At 70.0% G+C, this 21230-nt stretch carries 18 protein-coding genes; 11 read left to right on the top strand and 7 right to left on the bottom strand.

Features of this window, described 5'->3' with window-relative positions; all coding sequences use genetic code 11:
* Positions 1–47 precede the first annotated feature (47 nt).
* From ACWC91_RS02305 to ACWC91_RS02290, 4 genes are all read left to right on the top strand, one after another.
* On the top strand, positions 48–731 hold the full coding sequence (locus tag ACWC91_RS02305) for an ABC transporter ATP-binding protein (RefSeq protein ID WP_225078904.1): 684 nt from the start codon (positions 48–50) through the stop codon (positions 729–731).
* A 225-nt stretch (positions 732–956) separates the two neighbouring features.
* Positions 957–4190 carry a S8 family peptidase gene (locus tag ACWC91_RS02300; RefSeq protein WP_225079013.1) on the top strand — a complete coding sequence of 1078 codons (3234 nt, stop codon included), beginning with the start codon at positions 957–959 and terminating at the stop codon, positions 4188–4190.
* Positions 4191–4350: 160 nt separating this feature from the next.
* On the top strand, positions 4351–4863 hold the full coding sequence (locus tag ACWC91_RS02295; protein WP_225078903.1) for a hypothetical protein: 513 nt from the start codon (positions 4351–4353) through the stop codon (positions 4861–4863).
* A 166-nt stretch (positions 4864–5029) separates the two neighbouring features.
* A complete protein-coding gene (locus ACWC91_RS02290; protein ID WP_225078902.1) occupies positions 5030–7090 on the top strand; it encodes a restriction endonuclease in 2061 nt (686 codons plus the stop codon).
* A gap of 238 nt (positions 7091–7328) precedes the next feature.
* On the opposite strand, the gene ACWC91_RS02285 is transcribed toward ACWC91_RS02290, so the two are convergent.
* The 3 genes from ACWC91_RS02285 to ACWC91_RS02275 form a co-directional block, all read right to left on the bottom strand.
* A complete protein-coding gene (locus tag ACWC91_RS02285) occupies positions 7329–8552 on the bottom strand; it encodes an FG-GAP-like repeat-containing protein (RefSeq protein ID WP_281156552.1) in 1224 nt (407 codons plus the stop codon).
* A 313-nt stretch (positions 8553–8865) separates the two neighbouring features.
* A complete protein-coding gene (locus ACWC91_RS02280) occupies positions 8866–9663 on the bottom strand; it encodes an NADP-dependent oxidoreductase (RefSeq protein ID WP_450725771.1) in 798 nt (265 codons plus the stop codon).
* Positions 9660–9818 (bottom strand): hypothetical protein, encoded by a 159-nt coding sequence (locus tag ACWC91_RS02275; protein WP_225078899.1) that lies wholly within the window; start codon positions 9816–9818, stop codon positions 9660–9662. The genes ACWC91_RS02280 and ACWC91_RS02275 overlap by 4 nt, the downstream gene beginning before the upstream one ends.
* A 616-nt stretch (positions 9819–10434) precedes the next feature.
* Here ACWC91_RS02275 and ACWC91_RS02270 point away from each other — a divergent pair.
* From ACWC91_RS02270 to msrA, 6 genes are all read left to right on the top strand, one after another.
* Positions 10435–12213: a multicopper oxidase family protein gene (locus ACWC91_RS02270; RefSeq protein ID WP_450641165.1), complete on the top strand. Its 1779-nt coding sequence runs from the start codon at positions 10435–10437 to the stop codon at positions 12211–12213.
* A 424-nt stretch (positions 12214–12637) separates the two neighbouring features.
* Positions 12638–13135 (top strand): hypothetical protein, encoded by a 498-nt coding sequence (locus ACWC91_RS02265; protein ID WP_450641167.1) that lies wholly within the window; start codon positions 12638–12640, stop codon positions 13133–13135.
* Positions 13136–13501: 366 nt separating this feature from the next.
* Positions 13502–14095, top strand: coding sequence for a hypothetical protein (locus ACWC91_RS02260; RefSeq protein ID WP_450641190.1), 594 nt, complete (start codon positions 13502–13504; stop codon positions 14093–14095).
* A gap of 384 nt (positions 14096–14479) precedes the next feature.
* A complete protein-coding gene (locus ACWC91_RS02255; RefSeq protein WP_225078896.1) occupies positions 14480–15073 on the top strand; it encodes a DUF4291 domain-containing protein in 594 nt (197 codons plus the stop codon).
* 263 nt (positions 15074–15336) lie between these two features.
* Positions 15337–15897 carry a hypothetical protein gene (locus ACWC91_RS02250; protein WP_225078895.1) on the top strand — a complete coding sequence of 187 codons (561 nt, stop codon included), beginning with the start codon at positions 15337–15339 and terminating at the stop codon, positions 15895–15897.
* A 562-nt stretch (positions 15898–16459) separates the two neighbouring features.
* Positions 16460–16972, top strand: coding sequence for a peptide-methionine (S)-S-oxide reductase MsrA (msrA, locus tag ACWC91_RS02245; protein ID WP_450641170.1), 513 nt, complete (start codon positions 16460–16462; stop codon positions 16970–16972).
* Between the two features lie 362 nt (positions 16973–17334).
* On the opposite strand, the gene ACWC91_RS02240 is transcribed toward msrA, so the two are convergent.
* Positions 17335–18453 carry a hypothetical protein gene (locus ACWC91_RS02240; RefSeq protein ID WP_225078894.1) on the bottom strand — a complete coding sequence of 373 codons (1119 nt, stop codon included), beginning with the start codon at positions 18451–18453 and terminating at the stop codon, positions 17335–17337.
* Between the two features lie 131 nt (positions 18454–18584).
* Between ACWC91_RS02240 and ACWC91_RS02235 the strand changes: the two genes are divergently transcribed.
* On the top strand, positions 18585–19739 hold the full coding sequence (locus tag ACWC91_RS02235) for a cystathionine gamma-synthase (RefSeq protein ID WP_225078893.1): 1155 nt from the start codon (positions 18585–18587) through the stop codon (positions 19737–19739).
* Between the two features lie 3 nt (positions 19740–19742).
* Here ACWC91_RS02235 and ACWC91_RS02230 read toward each other — a convergent pair whose 3' ends face one another.
* From ACWC91_RS02230 to ACWC91_RS02220, 3 genes are all read right to left on the bottom strand, one after another.
* The gene (locus tag ACWC91_RS02230) at positions 19743–19991 is read right to left on the bottom strand and encodes a hypothetical protein (RefSeq protein WP_281156547.1); all 249 of its coding nucleotides are present in this window, start codon (positions 19989–19991) and stop codon (positions 19743–19745) included.
* Between the two features lie 64 nt (positions 19992–20055).
* Entirely contained in the window at positions 20056–20559 is a 504-nt protein-coding gene (locus ACWC91_RS02225; protein WP_225078891.1) for a sigma factor-like helix-turn-helix DNA-binding protein, read from the bottom strand.
* 155 nt (positions 20560–20714) lie between these two features.
* Positions 20715–21212 carry a MarR family transcriptional regulator gene (locus ACWC91_RS02220; RefSeq protein WP_141366305.1) on the bottom strand — a complete coding sequence of 166 codons (498 nt, stop codon included), beginning with the start codon at positions 21210–21212 and terminating at the stop codon, positions 20715–20717.
* Positions 21213–21230: the final 18 nt, after the last annotated feature.

Here is a 21230-nt window from a genome sequence, read left to right as displayed (position 1 = left end):
GGGCCGTCGGCCCCCCTTCTCCCCGCATCCCAGGAGCTGTTTCCCCCATGTACGAACTCACCGGCGTCACCAAGCACTACACCCGGGGCAAGGAGGTCGTCCGTGCCCTCGACCAGGTCGACCTGACCATCGGCGACGGCGACCGCCTGGTCATCCAGGGCCCCACCGGCGGCGGCAAGTCGACGCTGCTGCAGATGCTGGGCGGCCTGGACCGGCCCACCTCCGGCCAGGTCGTCCTCGACGGCACCGACCTGGCGAAGCTGCCCGAGGCCCGGCTCACCCGGGTGCGCAGCGAGAGCATCGGGTTCGTCTTCCAGTCCTTCAACCTGATCCCGACCCTGACCGCGCAGGAGAACGTCGAGACCGCCCTCGTCCCGCTCGGCATCAAGACCGCCGAACGGCGCGAACGGGCCGCCGAGGCACTGCAGTCGGTCGGGCTCGGCGAGCGGCTCGGGCACCTGCCGTCCGAGATGTCCGGCGGCCAGCAGCAGCGCGTCGCCATCGCCCGCGCCCTGGTCAAGCAGCCGAAGGTGCTGCTCGCCGACGAACCCACCGGCAACCTCGACGAGTCCATGCGCGACGAGATCATGGACGTGCTCGAACGCATGTGGAAGGAGCACGGGCTGACGTTCGTCATGGTCACCCACGACTCCGCCATCGCGAGGAAGGCCCCGCGCCTGGCGACCATCCGCAAGGGCCGCATCACCGTCAAGGAGAACGCGGGCGCCTGAGCGATGGCTCTAACCGCACCCTGGTATTGAGCAGTTGATCACCCCCCGGCATACTTCGTTTTCCGGGGGGTGGGGGTATAGCGCACTTGTGCGAGCCTTCCCCCGGCCGAGTGGACAGGGAATCCGCTCGGCACTCTGTTTCCAGGGGGAGTCTTGCGCAGACAAGTGAAAAGAGCGTGCGTGGCCACGGTCGCCGCGGCGGCGGCCGTCGCCCTCGCCGCGGGTATGACCAGCCCCGCCTCGGCGGGGCCCGAGCAGCGCTCGGCCCATGCCGCCGGGCCCGCGGCCCACCGCACCGTCACTCTCATCACCGGCGACCGGGTCACCGTGGACGCCAAGGGGCGCGTGGTCGGCCTGCACCGGGCCGAGGGCCGCGAGCAGATACCCGTGCAGGTCCGCCGGACGGGCGGACACACCCTCGTCGTACCGGCCGACGCATCCCGTCTCATCGCCTCCGGCAAGCTGGACCAACGCCTGTTCGACATCACCGAGTTGAACAAGGCCGCCACCCGCAGGTCGCTCAAGAACGGCCTGAAGGTCATCGTCGGCTACCAGGGCACCGCCACCACCGCCCGGGCCGACGTCCGCGAGGCCGGCACCCTGCGCCGCGCCTTGAAGGCGCTGAACGCCGACGCGGTGCAGACGCCCCTCAAGGACACGCCCGAGCTGTGGAAGGCGCTCACCAAGGGGGACCGGACCAGCGCCGGCATCGCGCACATCTGGCTCGACGGCGTCCGCAAGGTCAGCCTCGACAAGTCCGTGCCGCAGATCGGCGCGCCGACGGCCTGGCAGACCGGCTACACCGGCAAGGGCGTGAAGATCGCCGTCCTGGACACCGGCGTCGACGCCACCCACGCCGATCTGAAGTCCCAGGTGGTGGCGGCCAAGAACTTCTCCACCGCCCGCAGCACGACCGACCGCTTCGGCCACGGCACCCATGTCGCCTCCATCGCGGCGGGCACCGGCGCCCAGTCGGGCGGCAAGTACAAGGGTGTGGCGCCCGGCGCCAAGATCCTCAACGGCAAGGTCCTCGACGACGACGGCTACGGCGACGACTCCGGCATCCTCGCCGGTATGGAGTGGGCGGCCCAGCAGGGCGCCGACATCGTCAACCTCAGCCTCGGCGGCCCGGACACCCCCGGAGTCGACCCGCTGGAGGCGGAGGTCGACAAGCTCTCCGCCGAGAAGGGCATCCTCTTCGCGATCGCCGCCGGCAACGAGGGCCCCGAGTCGCTCGGTTCGCCCGGCAGCGCCGACTCCGCCCTCACCGTCGGCGCCGTCGACAAGAAGGACCGGTTCGCCGACTTCTCCTCCACCGGCCCGCGCCTGGGCGACGGCGCCATCAAGCCCGACGTCACCGCGCCGGGCGTGGCCATCACCGCCGCCGCGGCCAAGAACAGCCTGATCGGCCAGGAGGTCGGCGAGAACCCGGCCGGCTACCTGACCATCGACGGCACCTCGATGGCGACCCCGCACGTCGCCGGTGCCGCCGCGCTCCTCAAGCAGCAGCACCCCGACTGGGGTTACGCCGAGCTGAAGGGCGCGCTGGCCGGCTCCGCCAAGGGCGGCCCGTACACCCCCTTCCAGCAGGGCGCCGGCCGTATCGCCGTCGACAAGGCGATCCAGCAGACCGTGATCGCCGACCCGGTGTCGGTGAGCTTCGGCGTCCAGGCCTGGCCGCACACCGACGACGAGCCGGTCACCAAGCAGCTGACCTACCGCAACCTCGGTACCGAGGACGTCACGCTCAGCCTCGCCATGACGGCCACCGGCCCCAAGGGCCAGCCCGCCCCGGACGGATTCTTCACCCTCGGCGCGACCGAGGTGACGGTCCCGGCCGGCGACAAGGCCTCCGTCGACGTGACCGTGAACACCCGGCTGGGCGGCACCCTGGACGGCGCGTACTCGGCGTACGTGACGGCGACCGGCGGCGGGCAGACCGTCCGTACGGCCGCGGCCGTGCAGCGCGAGGTCGAGTCGTACGACGTCACCGTCAAGCACATCGGCCGGGACGGGAAGCCCGCCGCCGGCAATGACACGGTCCTGTTCGGCTACACCGGCCGCGGCGCGGACCGCGCCTACCAGGTGCCCGCGGGATCCGGCACGTCGACCGTGCGCGTGCCCAAGGGCACCTACCTGCTGGACGCCTGGATCGCGAAGGACTTCACCACCTTCAAGGGCGGCCTGGACTGGCTGGTCCAGCCGAAGCTGACCGTCACCGGGAACGTCACGGTCACGGTCGACGCCCGCAACGCCAAGAAGGCCGACATCACCGTGCCGGACAAGACCGCACGGCAGCACATCGGGACGATCGGCTACGTCTACGACCCGGCGATGGTCGGTCTCTCCATGACCGTCGGCTCCTGGTCCGAGCTGCGCACCGGCTCCATCGGCGGCGACGTCACCGGGCTCAGCCAGACCTGGAGCGGCCAGTGGACCAAGGGCGCGAAGGCCGAATACGACGTGGCGACCGCCGCGACGGTCAAGCGGTTCCAGGGCGGCAAGGTCCGCCACTACGCCGCGCGTGAGCTCGCCACGGTGAAGAACAACGTGGGCGCGGGCGCCTCCGGCAAGACCGGCGCCGTCACGCCACAGGGAGTGCTCTACGACGGCGTCACCGTCACGGACAGCATCGAGCAGAAGCTGCCGGGTACGCGGACGCTGTACCTGTCGACCGGCAACGGCATCATGTGGTCCCTTTTCATGGAGCAGTTCAGCGGCCACGACGAGAAGCGTGTGCCGATCACCGAGGCGCTGTACGTGCCCGACGGCATGAGGACCTACAAGGGCGGCAAGACCTACACCAACACCTTCAACAGGGCGGTGTTCGGTCCCCACCTGAGCCGGAACTACGGCCTCTTCCGCTACGGGAACGAGCTCTACGGCGCCCTGCCGCTGTTCTCCGACTCCCAGGCGCACTGGGGCCTCTCGACGTTCACCTCGGCGAACACGACCCTGTACCGCAACGGCAAGAAGGTCGCCTCCAACAAGGACCCGCTGTTCGGGGACCAGCCCTTCACCGTGACCGCCGGTGACGCCCAGTACCGGCTGACCACCTCGGTCAAGCGCAGCGCCAAGGTCGCGAACGCCTCCACCCGCGTCGACGCGAGCTGGACGTTCCGTTCCAAGAAGCCGTCCGGCCGGACGGAGGTCCAGCTGCCGGCCTCCACGCTCCGCTTCAAGGCCGGCACCGGCCTGGACAACCGTGTCCCGGCGGGCAGGAAGGCCACCTTCCCGGTCACCGTGGAGGGCGCCGCCGCGGGCAAGAACCTCAAGTCGCTGACCGTCTGGGTGTCGTACAACAGCGGCAAGACCTGGAAGAAGGTCACCGTCAAGAAGGGCAAGATCACCGTCAAGAACCCGGCGAAGGGGAAGGCCATCTCCTACAAGGCCAAGATCACGGACAAGAAGGGCAACGTGTCCACGGTCGCGATCTACGGTGCGTACTACGGCAAGTGAGCCGGTGACCGACGACGCCTGACGGCCTGAGGGCCTGACGGCTCATGGCGAACGAACGGCCCGCCGGAAGCATGGCTTCCGGCGGGCCGTTCCCGTGCTCGGGACCGGTACCGGGTTCATCACGTCCTCGCCGGGCCGGGGTTGACCTAGGGTCGTGGCCATGACAGCCGAAGTGAGCGCGATGATCACCGCCGTCGTCGGCGTCCTCGGCACCCTCTTCGCGCCCGTGCTCAGCCAGCGGCTGAGCGCACGCGGGCGCGCGGAGGAGGCCGAGGCGGCCGAACGCGGACGGCGGTTCGAGGAGCGCCGCGACGCGTACACGGCGATGAACCGGGCCTCGCGCCAGTTCCACACGCTCCTCAAGGACGCGCTGCACCGCATCCGCGACGGCGTGTACACGGAGCAGGACCGCGAGCAGCTGGAGGAGGTGCGGCGCGACCACCGCGACCGCTATGCCGAGGCCCAGATGGTGGTGCCCGAGCGGATCCTGAGCGCCTCGCGGGCGGTGAACGAGGTCCTGGCGGGCGTCGACGCCGCGGCCAAGCGTCTCGACCGGGGCCTGGCCGGGGAGGGCGAGAGCGCGGAGCAGTCCCTGATCGACCTGAAGGAGGCCGAACCGCGCCTTTCGGTGATGCGCCGGATGATGCGGGAGGACCTGGGCGTGCGGGACTGAGGCGTGCGGCACTGGGCGGTCCCTGTGCGGGACCTCCGGAAAGGGCGACGACCGAGCGGGTCGCTCCTGCCGGGCGGATGTGCGAGACGGCCATCGCTGGATAGAGTCGTCCCGTTACAACTGGTTGTGGGGACAACCGGAGTGCCTTGGGGAGGGCCCGCAACACATGAGTCGTCGCTCTAATGGCTTGGTCGGTGTCTGGGCTGAGATGCAGAGGCAGCAGCAGCGCCAGATGGAGGCCGAAGCCCGACGGCGGCGGCAAGAGGCGCAGCAGGCACGTGCCCATCAGCGCCGAGCCGCACAGAGTCACCGCGAGTACAGGCAGGCAGAGGCCCGACGCCGTACCGAGGAACTGGACGCACAGGTGGCGTCCCTGCAAGGCCTTCTCGCCTCGGGTTGTCAGGCTCCGGCATTCAGGGCCTCCTCTCTCACGCGCCGTGAGGAGATCGAGCCCTTCGCTCCGGGTCCACTGGCACAGCCCGTGCCCATGCCGAATTTCGATCATTACCAGGCGCAGGGCGGGTGGACTGCCAGTCGCCGGGCACAGGCGCAGGCCGAAGCCCGGGCGCGCTTCGAGCGGGACTGGCACGCGGCGCAGGCGGCGGAGGAGCAGCGGCGGCAGCAGCTGGCGTCGTACCGGCGGGAGTACCAGCGGTGGGCCGACGCCCAACTGGCCGATGTGCGGCGGCACAACGCCGGCATCGCCGAGCTGACCGAGGGAGTGAGGCGGCGCGATCCGGACGCTGTGGTCGAGTACTTCTCCGCCGCCCTCTACGCGTCGACTGCGTGGCCGGAGGGTTTCCCGCGCCAGGTGGCGGCGGCGTACGACGCGGCGGCCGGACAGTTGGTGCTGGACTGGGAGCTGCCCGCCTACGGTGTCGTCCCCGAGGTCAAGTCCGTGCGGTACGTGTCCGCGACGGACCAGGACAAGGAGACCGCCCGGCCGGTGACTCAGCGCAGGGCCCTGTACCGGGAGGTTCTGGCGCAGTGCGCGCTGCTCGTCCTGCACGAACTCTTCGCCGCGGATGAGCTGGGCGCGCTCGAATCGGTCACCTTGAACGGCTTCGTGGACGGACACGACCCCACGACGGGACGGCCGGGCCACATCTACCTGGCGACCGTCATGGCCCCGCGCCCGACGTTCCGCGATCTGCACTTGGCGCAGGTGGACGCCTGCAGCTGCCTGGCCGATGCGCTGCGCGGGCAACTGTCGGCCCGCCCCGACCAACTCACCCCGGTGCGGCCGAGCCGACGGCCGCAGGAGGTGGGGAACCGTGTCGTCACGCATGGCAGCGATGAGGAACCGGACCTGTACGAGATGGATCCGATCGCCTTCGAGGGTCTCGTCGCAGATCTCTTCCGGTCCATGGGGATGCAGGCGGTCACCACCCAGCGCTCGAACGACGGCGGGGTGGACGTCGACGCGCTGGATCCGACACCGATCCGCGGCGGCAAGATCGTCGTCCAGGTCAAGCGCTACCGCAACACGGTGCCGCCCACCGCTGTGCGCGACTTGTACGGGACCGTGCAGGACACCGGCGCCAACAAGGGCGTGCTCGTGACGACGTCGAGGTTCGGCCCCGGCTCACACACCTTCGCCAACGGCAAGCCGCTGGAACTGATCCCGGGAACCGAACTCGTCGACCTGCTGCACCGCCATGGGCTGCGTGGACGCCTGGGCGATGGCGCCCGTCCCTCAGCGGCGCAGCCGACGCCGACGGTCGTGGACACACGGCTGCCCGACGACCACAACGTCCTGGGCATGTCGTGGACGGGAAGTGTCGCCCTGGACGTGTGCGCTCTCGTCTGCCGTGGCAACCGCGTCCTCAGCGACGATCACTTCGTCTTCTTCAACAACCCGCGGACACCGGACGGTTCGGTGCGCGCCCTCCCCGCCCAAGCGCCCGACAAGGCCGCGATCTGCGTCTCCTTCGACGCGCTGCCGGCTGAGGCCGACCGATTCGTACTCGTGGCCGCCGTCGATCCGGAGGCCAACCCGGACGCCGACCTCTCGGGCTTCACGGACGCGTCCATCCGCCTGCTCGACCCGAGGCTGGCCGAGCTGGGACGCCTGGAGGTCTCCGACGGCCGCCCCCGCGAGACCGCCCTGGTACTCGGCTCCTTCCGCCGCAGGCCCAACGGGGACTGGGACTTCGTCCTGGGCGGCAAGGGCTACACGGGCGGCCTGGAAGAGCTCGTCCAGGATTTCGGCATCGAGGTGGAGTAGAACCGGGGCTGTCTCAGGCCTGTCCCACCAGGGCCGGCCGTCCTGGTCCCGAGCCGGAGAGGTTCACCGGCTCGCGGCGCCCGGCACGGCACCTCGCCGCGTCGTCGCATCACCCGAGTACATCCAGTACGCGGGCGATGCTCCGCCTTGCGATGCTCCCCGACAGCCTGAACGGCGTGGGAGGTACCCCCAGCACGGGACGCCGCGAGCTTCCCGGCGAACCTTTCCGGTCACACCACTAGCAGAAGCCGTTGAGGCCCCACCACTCGCCGTCGGTCCGCTCGCCGGCCATCAGGGAGCCGGTGTCCCGTCCCCGGTAGGTGACCAGCCAGCCCAGGTGGCCGGGGTAGCCGTCGATCACGTACTTGGCGTTGGTCACGGTGGCGAGGTCGGGACGCCCGTCGCCGGAGAAGTCGCCGACCGAGATCAGGTTCGCCCTGGCGTTCCAGCCGCTGGAGCCGATGAGCTTGCGTGTGCCGAACTTGCCGGCGGAGGTGCCCGGGTAGAGCCACAGCTTGCCCGTGGACGCCTCGCGTGCGTAGAGGTCGGGACGGCCGTCGCCGTTCACGTCGCCCATGGCGACGAGCGCGTTCATTTTGTTCCAGCCGCTGGAGCCGATGAGCTTGCGCGCGCCGAGCTTGCCGGTGGAGGTGCCCGGGTAGAGCCACAGCTTGCCCGTGGCCTTCTCGACCGCGATCAGGTCGGAGCGGCGGTCACCGGTCAGGTCACCGACGGCGGTGATGTGGGTCATGGACTTCCAGCCGCTGGAGCCGATGAGCCTGCGGGTGCCGAGGGAGCCGGTACCGGTGCCGGGGTAGAGCCACAGCTTGCCGGTGGACGCCTCGCGGGCGATGAGGTCCTCACGGCCGTCACCGGTGAAGTCGCCGTGCCGGGTGAGGACGTTCATGCTGTTCCAGCCACTGGAGCCGATGAGCCGGCCGGTGCCGTTGCCCGGAGCGAACCAGAGCCGTCCGGCCTTGTCGCGGATGATCATGTCGGCTCTGCGGTCGCCGTTCATGTCCCCGAAGCCCAGGGCCTTCGGAGAGGTCTGGGAGAACCAGCGCGGGTAGGCGGGCTGGCTGCACTCGCGCTCGGTACGGACGAACTTGATCGAGCTGGTGGTCGCGACCGGGGACCCGCTCCACTCGCCGGGCGTGTTCGGCTTCTGGGCCCAGTAGCCGCCGATGGCCGCGTAGTTCTTGTCCTCGTAGAGGCAGGCGATCGACTTCGTGCGGTTGACGTACGAGCGGATCTTGTTGTCCCAGCTGCCCAGGTCCGCGACGCTCTTGTTCGTCTTCCACATCGAGCCGTCGGCGCTCTTGCCGGTCCACCCGCAGAAGTAGCCCGACGGGCAGTCGTACGAACTCGCGGCCGCCGGAGCGGCGTTCGCGGCGGCCAGGCCGGTGCCGGCGAGTGCCAGGCCCACGAGTGTCGCGATGCCTCGGTTGAATCGGTTCTGCATGTGCTGTGTTCCCCTCCCTTTGACGCGCGCCGGTACCTTTTCCCGCCAACCCACCTGGGTATCAGGGTGGTTGCTGCGGGCCCCTGGCGGCTGTCCGACGCAAGCCAGGTGATCGTAAAGTACGTCGGGTCCCCCCTGCATCGCCGTTCCCGCACGCCTGACGGTGTCGGCAGGGGGGCGGTGATCCGTGGAGTTCTCACTTCTTTCCTGTCCAGCCTCACCTGCTCGTAGCCGCGGCAGTGAGGAGTTGGCCGCGGTATCCGCGTCCCGGGCTCGCAGGGGAACGGGTCCGGCTGTCGTGGGCGGCGGCTGACTATCCGTCCGCGACATGGATGACGACCTTGCCACGCCGGTGCTCCCTGTCGAGTGCCTCGTACGCGGCGCGCGTCTGTGCGAGGGGCACGACCCGGTCGATCCGCGGGCTCAGCCGTCCACTCGTGATCAACTCGCTGATGGAGTCGAGCCCTTCACGGTCCGGCTCGACGACGAAGAACACTCCGCGCGCAGCGTGGTCCTGGGCCGCCCCGGGAGCGGGCGGCGCGACGACGGTGACCAGGACCCCGCCCGGGCGCAGAACGTTCCAGGACCGGGTCTGGGTGTCGCCGCCCACCGTGTCGAACACGACGTCCACATCGGCCACGTGGTCGTCGAACCGGTCGTCCGCGTAGTCGATGACGTCCCGGGCACCGAGGTCCGCGACGAATCCGGTGTCGCGGGCCGAGGCGGTCGCGGTGACCCGTGCGCCCAGCGCGGCGGCGATCTGTGCGGCGAACGAGCCGACGCCACCGGCGCCGCCGTGGACGAGGACATGCTGGCCGGACTCCAGGCGGGCTCGGCCGACCAGTCCCTGCCAGGCCGTGAGCGCCGGCAGCGGTACGGCTGCCGCGCTGCGGTGGCCCAGTCCGGCCGGCTTGGCGGCGAGGACCTCGACCGGTACGGCTACGTACTCGGCGGCGGCCCCGTCACGCAGGAAGGGGACGAGTCCGTACACCTCGGCACCCAGGGCCGGAGCTGTGACACCGGCCCCGTGCTCGACCACGACACCGGACACCTCGTGCGCGGGAACGACAGGTGTCCGCTCCCGGCCGGATCCGTCGAAGCTGTCGGTCAGGTGGCGTCCCAGGCGAGCTCTCCCGCGGTGATGGAGGCGGCCCGTACCGCGACGACGACGTCGCCGGGCCCGGGTCGGGGACGCGGGGCGGTCTCGTAGACCAGTTGTTCGGGGCCCCCGCGCCGGTGAGCGCGTACCGCGCGCATCGTGTCCATGAGGCCATCACCTCCTGATGATGGGCGGTGCCGTGCCGAAGGCCACGCCGTCACGACCAGCCTCACAGGTACGACCGCGACCAGGCATCGCCCATTCAAGGGATCTCCGCCGCCGCGCCGTGCCGATCGATCACCACGCAGGCGGCCCGGTCGCCGGAAGCGCCCCTGGTCCATCGCGGCATCACCCGCATGGACCAGAGCAGGGCGTCCCATCGCCACCCCGACGGGCTTCCCTCGCCCGCGGGCGCGCTCGGCCAGTCGGCCGACAACGCCGTGACCGCGGGGCGTCGGTGCGTCCCGTGGCGGCCGGTGGCCGTCATGCGCATGCACGGGGGCGATGCGACGATCCTCGGTAACCGGCGGCTGACCGCGAACGGGCCCGCGCCCGCCGAGCGCCCGGCCCGCAGGCCACTGGTGCCGTACTCCGATGACCTGAGTCGAGGTGAGAAGCCCAGTGATCAGCAGGAGGCTCGTGCTTCGGGCCACTCTGGCAGGCGGAACGTCCCTCTTCTCCGTTCCCGGTACGGCGTTGCCGCGGGCTTCGCCGACGGAAGCAGACGTCCTTGATCCGGCGGCGATACGCAAGTACGTGGCCGAACTTGTGATACCGCCCGTCATGCCGCTGGACAGCCGGGCCGGCCCGGACAGCTACACGATCGGCATCCGGCAGTTCCGGCAGCAGATGCTCCCCCCGGGTCTGCCGGCCACCACGGTGTTCGGATACGGCTCGGCCGGCCATCCCGAAACGTTCCACTCTCCCGCGTTCACCATCGAAGCCCGGTACGGACGAGCGGTCCGGGTCAGATGGGTCAATCAACTGGTCGACAAGAACGGCGGACATCTGCCGCATCTGCTGCCGGTCGATCCCGCACTCCACTGGGCGAACCCTCCGGGCGGGGCCGAGCGGCGGGACTCCCGCCCCACGTTCACCTCGACACCCGGGCCGTACGCCGGGCCGGTTCCCGTCGTCACCCACCTGCACGGCGGGGCGAACACGGAGGAGAGCGACGGATACGCCGAGGCCTGGTACCTGCCCGACGCGCAGGACATTCCCCCCGGTTACGCCCGAGTCGGCTCCTTCTACGAGGAGTTCGCGAAGAAGTCCGAGGCGAAGTCCGGTGCGCGCTGGGGCCCGGGCGAGGCCGTCTTCCACTACGCCAACGGCAGCCGGGCCGCCACGCTGTGGTTCCACGACCACACCCTGGGCATCACCCGGCTGAACGTGTACGCCGGGATGTCGGGCTTCTACCTGCTGCGCGGCGGACCGTCGGACCTGGGGGAAGGTGTCCTGCCCGGGCCCGCGCCGAGGCTCGGTGACCCGCCCGGCACGCGCTACTACGAGATCCCGGTCGTCGTCCAGGACCGCTCCTTCCGTACCGACGGTTCCCTGTTCTATCCAGCGAGCCGGGCGCTCTTCGACGGGTTCAAGGGTCCTTATGTGCCCGGCAGCGACATTCCGCCGATCTGGAACCCGGAGTACTTCGGCAACGCGATGGTCACCAACGGCAGGACCTGGCCGGTGCTGCCCGTGGAGCCGCGCCGCTACCGGTTCCGGTTCCTCAACGGCTGCAACGCGCGCACCCTGATCCTGAAGATCGTCACTGACCGACTGGCCCGCAGGCCGGTACCGGCGAAGCTCTCCCTGTGGCAGGTCGGAAGCGACGGAGGTTTCCTGCCCGCACCCGTTCGGCGCGACCAGCTGCTGCTCGCCCCGGCCGAACGCGCCGACGTCGTCGTCGATTTCTCCTCGGCCCCGGTCGGCACGGAGCTGCACCTGATCAACGAGGGACCGGACGCCGTGTTCACGGGAGGCACGGTCGGGACCGGCTTCCCCGCGGCGAACCCGAAGACCACCGGGCAGGTCATGAAGTTCGTGATCAAACCGCTCGTCACGGCGGACACGTCGACGCCTCCCGCCCAGCTCACGCTGCCACCCTTCGAGCCCCTCGGCGCGGCAGACCGCACCCGGCAGGTCAGTCTCGGCGAGGTGGCCTCGGCCCGCGTGCCGGGCGTGAGCCCCCGCGAAGCTCTGCTCGGCGTCATCGGCCCGAACGGCAAACCGAGACTGCTGGGATGGGCCGATCCCATCACGGAGAACCCCACCGTGGGATCGACGGAGATCTGGGAGATCCACAACCTGACGAAGGACGCCCATCCCATTCACATCCACGAAGTGCAGTTCCAGGTCCTCGACCGGCAAAAGCTCCCGGCCGGCGGCCGTCGTCCCCCGGAGGCGTGGGAGCGCGGTTTCAAGGACACGGTGCTCGCCTATCCGCAGGAGACGACCCGGGTCAAGGTGCGCTTCGGTCAGACCGGCCGGTACATGTGGCACTGCCACCTCCTGGAACACGAGGACAACGAGATGATGCGTCCCCTGCGCGTCGATCCGGCCTGACACCCAAGCGGCGCGGCCGCAGGCGCAGGTCCCGCTCCGGGTCCCACTGCACAGGGGCGGGCGCGCGCCTCGACCGACGCCGCCGGGTGGCGCGGTCTGCGTGAACCCCGCGGGCGTAGCTCGACAGACAGGTTCCCGCGCATGTACGTGGCTCCGGCGGGCCCGTCGGACGCCCGCAGACCTCGTAGGAAACGCAGACGTTGTCGCGCTGTGGGCGAGGTGCTCGCAGGTGAACCTCACGTCTTCCTCAGGAAATGCGAGGAAGCTGGTAGCCCACCTCAAGCGCTGGCATGATCGCGTCAGCATCGGCATGTCCCGAGGAGTCGCAGGGCGGCAACCGCGTCCTCACCATATCCACACCGCCTTTGGGAGGACTGATATGTCTCAACGGCCCCGTGCAGGACTGAGCCTCCTGTGCGCTGCGATGATCTTTCCCGTCGCCGCGTGCACGACAGATCATCCGGACGCCGGGCAGGCCACGCAGCCCCTGCTTTCCTCCTCGTCCAGCCCGGCAACAGCAATCGCCGCGCCGATCACCACGCAGCCCTCCGTGCAGAAGCCGCCGGAGCTGGACAACGGCGAGGCTCTCGCCGGCCGTCAGGAAATGACCAGCGGGAATGCCGGCATCGCCTACAGCAAGGGCAAGGCGGGCGACGCCCTCATTGTTTCGGTGCGCTGCCAGGGCGAAGGGAAGATCAAGGTTGTCGTACGGTCTGTACGCGTCTCCTTCCCGCTGGAATGCGTCGCCGACGAGGTCAGCACCTTCTCCAACCAGATGGCCGTGACGGGGGCGGACCGGGACGGCGTCGTCTCGGTGGAGGCGCCCTCAGCCGTGCGTTGGTCCATGACCATCGGCCATGGCGCACCAGCACAAGAAGAGCCACCCGGGGATGGCCAGGAGGTTGTCAACGCGGCTTGGTGATCCACGTCAAGCCGTGCTCACAGACCATTTCACCCGACTTCGTTGCCTCCATCCACGGCCCCTCCAAGCCGGAGCGATGTCGATCGGGCTAGAGACGCCGGTCCCGCCGATGGGTTCGTGGTGCGTTGCAGGCAGTCAATGAGCCGCGAGACTGCCTGGGACCGGCATGGTCGGGCCCCGTGCCGTGGCCTATGGTGCCCACCGGGAGCTGGCCGCGTGGTCTCGTACCCGTTCAGCAACAGCGTTTGTTCTGGCCGTACTGGCAGTTGGCGACCGACAGGCTCATGGATCTTCATGAGAGATGACGGCACTGGCGGCGACTGTCAGGGCCGTGGAAGCGAGGGGGCACCGGTGAGTGAGCGGCACGTGCTGAAGATGCTGCGGCAGATGGCGAGCGGGCAGCCCGTTGAGGTCGCCCCCGGCATGGCGTCAACGAAGGAGTTTGCCCGACTCGCCGCTATCGCCCAGCAGTTCGGGTACGAGTACGCAGGCATGCGGCAGAGATGGGGGTACGTGATGTTGTTCGTGCCCGACATCAGCCCGCAGGCCCGCGCGCGAGCCGCACAGAACTGGGCGCAGTACCCGAATGCGAGTGACGGGGGCGCGCTGCCTCCCCTCGTGCCCCGGGGGGTTGAGCTCCTCAAGGCCCGCATCACGTTCGACATGGCCGCCCTGTACGGCAATCAGGTGATCAGGAGCATCGGGCTGTGCGTCATTCCTCTCGGCCTCGGGCTCCAAAGGGGCACCACTTCCGTTCTCCTGGCCTGCGCCTTCTGCGCCGTGCTGATGGTCGCCGTACCTCTCGGACTCGCCATCAATCGACGTCGTAAAGCCAAGTGCACCGCCCTCCTGCAGGCCGCCGGGTTCATACCGGTGACCGACCAGAACGGACGGCTGCGGTATGTGCCGCCGAGCGGGCAGTTTCCTGGCCAAGGAAATCCGTTCGCCGGCAGGGCGTAGTGCCCAGGGCGCCGGGCCGCGGACACGGTCCGCCTCGGTTGCTGACCAGCCAATAGGACATCCATGACGGTATCGAGTCTCTCCGGGCGATTCCGAGATACCGCGCGATCCCCTTGATCGACATGTCCTGCGCGCGGTGGAGCCGCCGGATCTCAGCCCAGTCCTCCACACCGATCACCACTTCCACCTGACTCCCATGGCGCCAGACTGATCACTTGACCACGGGAGAGGTCACTTTTCATCGACAGGGGGTCACGGCTCAAGGAACGGCGACAGCCGTGAGACCGGCAACTCGCACGGCGCTGCGGCCGGCGTGCTCCGTCGCAGCGAGCAGTGGTCGAAAATCGGTGGCCACCTGAGCCGGCCGCTCCCACGCTGTACGCCATGGAAGAACCGCACCGCGGGATCCGCGCGCTCCACACGGCATCCACGATCACCGTCTACCAGGCCTACGCCCCTGAAATCGGAGTGGCCGCCGTCCGCGACGGCCGCTTTCCCTCCACGTGGCTGCGGGATCGCATGACGTGGATCAAACCCAGCTTCCTGTGGATGATGTACCGCTCCAACTGGGGCACCAGTGCGGGGCAGGAGACCGTTCTTGCCGTCGAGATCGCTCGCGTCGGCTTCGACTGGGCGCTGCGCCACGCCTGCCTGTCGAGCTACGTTCGCGGTCTACATCCCGATCGCGGCACCTGGCAGCGGGAACTCAAGCGCGCACCGGCCCGTGTCCAGTGGGACCCCGAACGCGACCTGAACTTGCGTCCCCTGCCGTACCGCTCGCTGCAACTCGGACTCTCGGGCGAGGCATCGTCGCGCTACGCGGACGAGTGGACCGTGTCCATCAGCGACGTGACTCCACTTGCCCGAGAAATCCGCACACTCGTCAATCGCGGCGATCTGGACTCCGCGACACGACTGCTTCCCCAGGAACAGCGATACCCCGCCGGTGACGAACTGCTCGCCCACCTGCGGCCCTGACCAGCAATCCGAACAGGGAGACCGGCAACGCTCAGGGGGCACATGGCAGCATGGGCTCGCCGGACGGAGGTCAAGCCAGATGCCCCCACCGCAGGGCCGCTGTCCGTCCCACCCGCGAGGCGAGCAACACGCCGGCAGCCGTTCACGGTCATGCCAGCAGCATGGATGAGGCGAGCAGGAACCGCTCGCGGTCTAGGGTGACCGAATGGACGTGGGGGCGGTACTGATTGCGATCACTGGTGTAGCGGGAACTCGGGGGTGCGTTGCTCACCCAGCGGGGTGCCGACCGGGCCAAGAAACGCGAGTTGGAGATGGGGCAAGCCATCCAGGAAGCTCGCGAGAATCGTGAGCTCCGCCGGAACTGCTACACACAACTGCATCGGGATGCCAGGCAGTTCGCGACGGCGCTCAGCCGGCGCTTGTACGCCATGCGGGATCACACACCCGGGCAGGAGGACGTATCGGCGTTGGAAGGAGCCAAGGACGCCTACCGTGACCGGTGGTCCGAGGCTCTGATGATCGCCCCCGACGCTGTGATTGTTCCGGCTCACGAACTGAACGAAGCGCTGACCCGGGTCTATGGACAGATCAAGCGCCTGGAACAAGGAGACCCCCGGCCGGGCGAAACCCTGCAGTCAGCCGCCGAAGCGCAGCATGCGCTCTGGTCTCTCACAGGCGTCACGAGAGAGGCGATGCGTCGTGATCTGGGCGTCACCGCAGGCGCCGGCGAGGAAGCCGCCCGCCAAACCACGTTGGCGCCCTCCAGCAACCCCACGGCCTTGACCAGGGACTTCACTGAGTCGCTCGACGGTCCCGACTCCTAGACTGCTCCCTTCATGAGGAGTGCGCTCATGGAGATCATCCCGGGCTTCGGCGTCGAACTGGTCAAGATCGGCGATCAGCGCTCTCAGGTCGAAGAACGCACCGGGCCACCGTTCCAAGGCCCCGGTGGGCAACGCGCCGTCTGCACCACCACGCCCATGCTGGTGATCTGCGGGGAAGCGGCCGTCGCGGACGGTGGGCGGGGCGATTTCCGGGCAGTACGCCTGGTAGACGGTGATCGTGTATTCCGAGTGGGCCGCACGGATCCCGCGCCGCGGTTCTTGCATGGCGTACAGCCTGGAGTCGGCCGGTTCAGGCGGCCACTGATTTTCGGCTGCCGTTCGCCGCGACGGACAGCGCCGGTCGCATCGTGCGGACAGCCGGTGCCACGGCTCTTCAGTACCTCGGTGCGCTCCTCGTGGTGGTCGGCGGCCGCGGGGCGGGTTGGGCGGGCGCGGAATCGCTTCGAAGCCTCGCGCGTTGAGGGCAGTGGGCATGGGATGCCGGTGGTGTGCGAGCCGACCAGCCCGAACGACCGAGCTGACAGATATTGGAGGGGCCGTAATGGCTGCGCAGACGCAGACGGCAGTGCTGGCCGGCGGATGCTTCTGGGGTATGGAGGAGCTGATCCGCCGGCTCCCCGGCGTGACGGCCACCCGGGTCGGATACACGGGCGGTGACGTGCCGAACGCGACGTACCGTAACCACGGCACGCACGCGGAGGCCATTGAGATCCTTTTCGACCCCGCGAAGACCGACTTCCGAGCGATCCTGGAGTTCTTCTTCCAGATCCACGACCCGAGCACCAGGAACCGCCAGGGCAACGACATCGGCCTCAGCTACCGCTCGGCGATCTACTACGTGGACGACGAGCAGAAGCGGATCGCCGAGGACACGATCGCGGATGTGGACGCCTCCGGACTGTGGCCCGGCAAGGTCGTCACCGAGGTGGAGCCGGTCGGCCCCTTCTGGGAGGCCGAGCCCGAGCACCAGGACTACCTGCAGCGTTACCCGGACGGCTACACCTGCCACTTCCCGCGCCCGGGATGGCGGCTGCCCGCCCGCGCGGAGGGCTGACCGCGAGGCGGCTCGGCGGAAGGCGGAGGCCGGCCCTCCGGCCGAGTCTCCGCAGCCGGTTCGCGCCTGCCTGGTAGCTCCATCAGGGTCGTCCACACGCCCGTCGGGAGCTGCCAGAACATGCGCTCGGCTCCCCAGAAGCACAGCCGAAGAGCATGGGGTCTCCCCGCCGGCCCGGGGCGGGCCCGTCCGTCACAACGGGCCCGTCGGTTTCACCGCTCCCGCGTGCGCGGGCTACGGCATGGGGGAGAACGATCCTGCCGCCGCCGTCATTCCCGGCGGGGGGCACAAGCTTCCGCCGCTGCGGGGTCAGGGTGGCCGACCCGCTGGACGAGCCTGTCCGGCCGCGCGGCCGGGACCGCTCAGTGGCGCAGTGTCGCCGGGCTGCCGCCGTTGGCCTCGTAGCCCGCCACGGCCAGGGCCCGGTAGACGGCGAACTCCGCCGCCGGGTCCTCGGACAGGGTCCACGGCATCGCACCCACATGGCCGTCGACGTGTATCAGCTGGCTCATCGCCTCCGCCCAGCGCTCGGAGCGGACCAGGAAGAAGAGCAGCAGATGGCGGACGTGGGCGAGCATCGGGTCGTCGGGACGGGCCGCGTGCACCGCGAAGAGCGCGCCGTGGACCGCCTTGGTCACGACCTCGCTCTGGTAGAAGCCCCTGACCAGGTTGACCTCGGGAAGGTGCTCGAAGACCGCGAACAGCGGCATGGCCGCCAGCAGCGAGCCCCGGGGCGCACGGGCCGCGGCGGCCTCCGCGAAGGAGTACGCCAGCTCACGCGAGCCGTGCCACTTCTCGCACCAGTAGTGCAGGGCCGCCAGATGCGCTCCCGTGTGGGCCGGCGCCCGGTCGAGGATCTTCAGCCACAGCTTCTCGAACTCCGGCTGCGGGTACGCCAGGCCCCGCGCCACGGACAGCTCGACGATGTACGGGACCGGGTCGCCCGGGGCCAGCAGCGCCGCCTGCCCGCACGCCTCCCGGGCCTCCTCCATGATGATCCGGAAGTCGTCCGTGCCCGGCGTCGCCGTACGCCATGCCTGCTGCACCAGGAACTCGGCGTGCACCGCCGCGCCGCCGGGGTCCTTGGGTGCCTCGGCCCGCCACACCCGCAGCCACTGCCCGCCGGGCGCCTCGCTGACCCCGCCCGGCCGCTGCTGGAGCTCCAGGCAGGCCGCCCCGGCGAAGGCCTGGATCCGCTGCCAGCGCAGCTCGCCCTCCTTCTCCGTGCCCGCCAGGAGCTGGGAGGCGGCGCGGTAGTCCTGCGTGCGCTGCACCAGTTCCAGGACGTCCACCAGGTCCTGGTCCGGTCCGGGCATGCGGACGTCGAGCTCCTCCTGCCGGACGAATCCGTAGTTCGCAGGGTCCGCGGCGTCCGGGTGTCCGGGCGCCACCTGCTCGATGCCGGCACGCCTGCGCCTGAGGAACGGGACCAGCACGAAGCCCAGCATGGCCAGCGCCATCAGGACCCAGAAAATCTCCATGCGACAAGCGAACCAGACGGCGCCGACACTTGGCCAACCTGTGCCGCGAGCCTGTGGACAACCCGGGCCTCCCGGGCGGCCCGGGCCCCGCCGTCCGCCACCACCCCCACAAGCGCATTACCCTCGGGCTCATGAGCGACAGGCACATCAGTGAGCACTTCGAGACGCTCGCGATTCACGCGGGCAACACCGCCGACCCCCGGACCGGGGCGGTCGTCCCGCCGATCTACCAGGTCTCGACCTACAAGCAGGACGGCGTGGGCGGTCTGCGCGACGGCTACGAGTACAGCCGCAGCGCCAACCCGACCAGGACCGCCCTGGAAGAGAACCTCGCCGCCCTGGAGGGCGGCCGCCGCGGACTCGCGTTCGCGTCCGGACTGGCGGCCGAGGACTGCCTGTTGCGTACGCTGCTCAGCCCCGGCGACCACGTCGTCATCCCCAACGACGCCTACGGCGGTACCTTCCGCCTGTTCGCCAAGGTCGTCTCCCGGTGGGGCGTGGAGTGGTCGGTCGCGGACACCTCCGACCCGGCCGCTGTACGAGCCGCCATCACCCCGAAGACCAAGGCCGTGTGGGTGGAGACCCCCTCCAACCCGCTGCTCGGCATCACCGACATCGCCGCCATCGCTCAGGTCGCACGGGACGCGGGCGCGAGGCTCGTCGTCGACAACACCTTCGCCACGCCGTACCTCCAGCAGCCGCTCGCGCTCGGCGCGGACGTGGTCGTGCACTCGCTGACCAAGTACATGGGCGGCCACTCGGACGTCGTCGGCGGCGCGCTGATCGTCGGCGACACCGGGCTGGGCGAGGAACTGGCGTTCCACCAGAACGCGATGGGCGCCGTCGCCGGCCCCTTCGACTCCTGGCTGGTGCTGCGCGGCACCAAGACGCTCGCGGTGCGCATGGACCGGCACAGCGAGAACGCGACGAAGGTCGCCGACATGCTGTCCCGGCACGCGCGCGTGACGCAGGTCCTCTACCCGGGCCTGCCGGAGCACCCCGGTCACGAGGTGGCCGCCAAGCAGATGAAGGCGTTCGGCGGCATGGTCTCCTTCCGGGTCGAGGGCGGCGAGGAGGCGGCCGTCGAGGTCTGCAACCGCGCCAAGGTGTTCACGCTCGGCGAGTCCCTGGGCGGCGTCGAGTCCCTGATCGAGCACCCCGGGCGCATGACGCACGCGTCCGTGGTGGGCTCCGCGCTGGAGGTCCCCGGGGACCTGGTGCGCCTGTCCGTGGGCATCGAGAACGTCGACGACCTGCTCGAGGACCTGAGGCAGGCCCTCGGCTAGGGGTTACCAGCCGGTCACGGGTGGAGTCGTCTGCGACGGCGGCTCCACCCAGGGGCGGACCGTGAGCGCCCACACCGTGAAGGCGACGGCCGCCGCGGCCAGCACCAGCCACATCAACCGGCGGGCGGCCGTACGGCGGCGCAGCATCCGTCCTCCGCGGCGCACGGCCTCCTCGTACAGCTCGGTGGGCACCTGCGGCGGACGCTGTTCCAGGATCCGCCGTACGGTCGCCTCCCGCTCGGCCCTGTTCACGGCCGCCTCCACTCGTCCGGTCGTTCGCCCGGGCCACTCGGGCCGCACACGCCGCTCGTTCCACTCATGACGTTGCCGCCCCGGCGTCGCCGACCGGCGGTGCCGGGCTCGCCGGAGTGCGGGTGAGCGTGGTGATCGCGCGGTCGCAGATCACGTGGACGCGGTCCGTGGGCAGGCCCAGCAGGGCCGCCGCCTGTTCCTCGGCCACCCCCTCGTACAGCCTGAGGACGATGATCAGGCGCTCCTGGGGAGTGAGCGCGGCCAGGGCGCCGGGTGGCCTCCGGCGGGCGCGGCCCGGAGCGCCGCGCTGATGCCACGCCTCGCGGGCGAAGCGGGCGGCCAGATGCCGGCGGGCGTGGTTGTACGGGTCCTCGCCACGCAGCCGGTCCCAGCACGCGTACGTGTGCGCCAGGGCGAGGGTCAGCAGACGTCGCGCACGCGGGTTGTCGCCGGGGCCCTCGGCGGTGAGCAGCGTGGCGGCATGCAGCAGCCGCCCGGCCGCGCCCGCGACGAACGCCTCGAACTCCCGGGCCCGGCGAGCCCCTTGGGCCGCCTGCCGTTCTCGCACCGCGCCTCCCCCCAAGGGCGACCGTGACCGCGGGACCCTTTCTCGCACGGCCTCCTGAACCGGGTACGACGAGGGCCCGGTCTCATATGAGGGGAGGGACCGACCGTCGGTCAAGGGCCGCGTTCACACCCGTCGGCCCGTGCCCGTTCGCCGCTCTACGACGCCGAGGGCGAGTCCGTCTGCGGTATGCCCTGGCGGGCGGAGAGGGCGTGGTTGAAGCGGGTCAGCAGTGAGCAGAAGGCCTCGCGCTCCGCCGGCTCCCAGTCCTGGGTCAGCTCGGCCATCAGCTGCCGCCTGGACGAGCGGACCTCCTCCAGCCGCGACAGCCCGCGCGGGGAGAGCTGGAGCACCACGGCCCGCCCGTCCTCGGGGTGCGAGGTGCGCTTGACGAGGCCGGTGTCGACGAGCGGCGCCACCTGACGGGTGACGGTGGAGGAGTCGATGCCCATGCTCGCGGCGAGCGCCTTGACGCCCATCGGACCCTCTTTGTCGAGGCGGTTGAGCAGCAGGTACGCGGCGCGGTCCATGGAGTTGCGCACCTGTCCGACGCCGCCGAGGCGAGTCTGCTCGGCCCGGCGGGCGAAGACCGCCACCTCGTGCTGGAGGGTGTCGAGGAGACCGGTGTCACCGCCGGTCGTCATGTCCGTCGACATGTCGGGTGTTGTGGGCAT

It is taken from the genome of Streptomyces sp. NPDC001204 (genome assembly GCF_053598035.1).
Note: the sequence above shows the minus strand (reverse complement) of the source record. Positions and strands in the feature narration are given on the sequence as shown.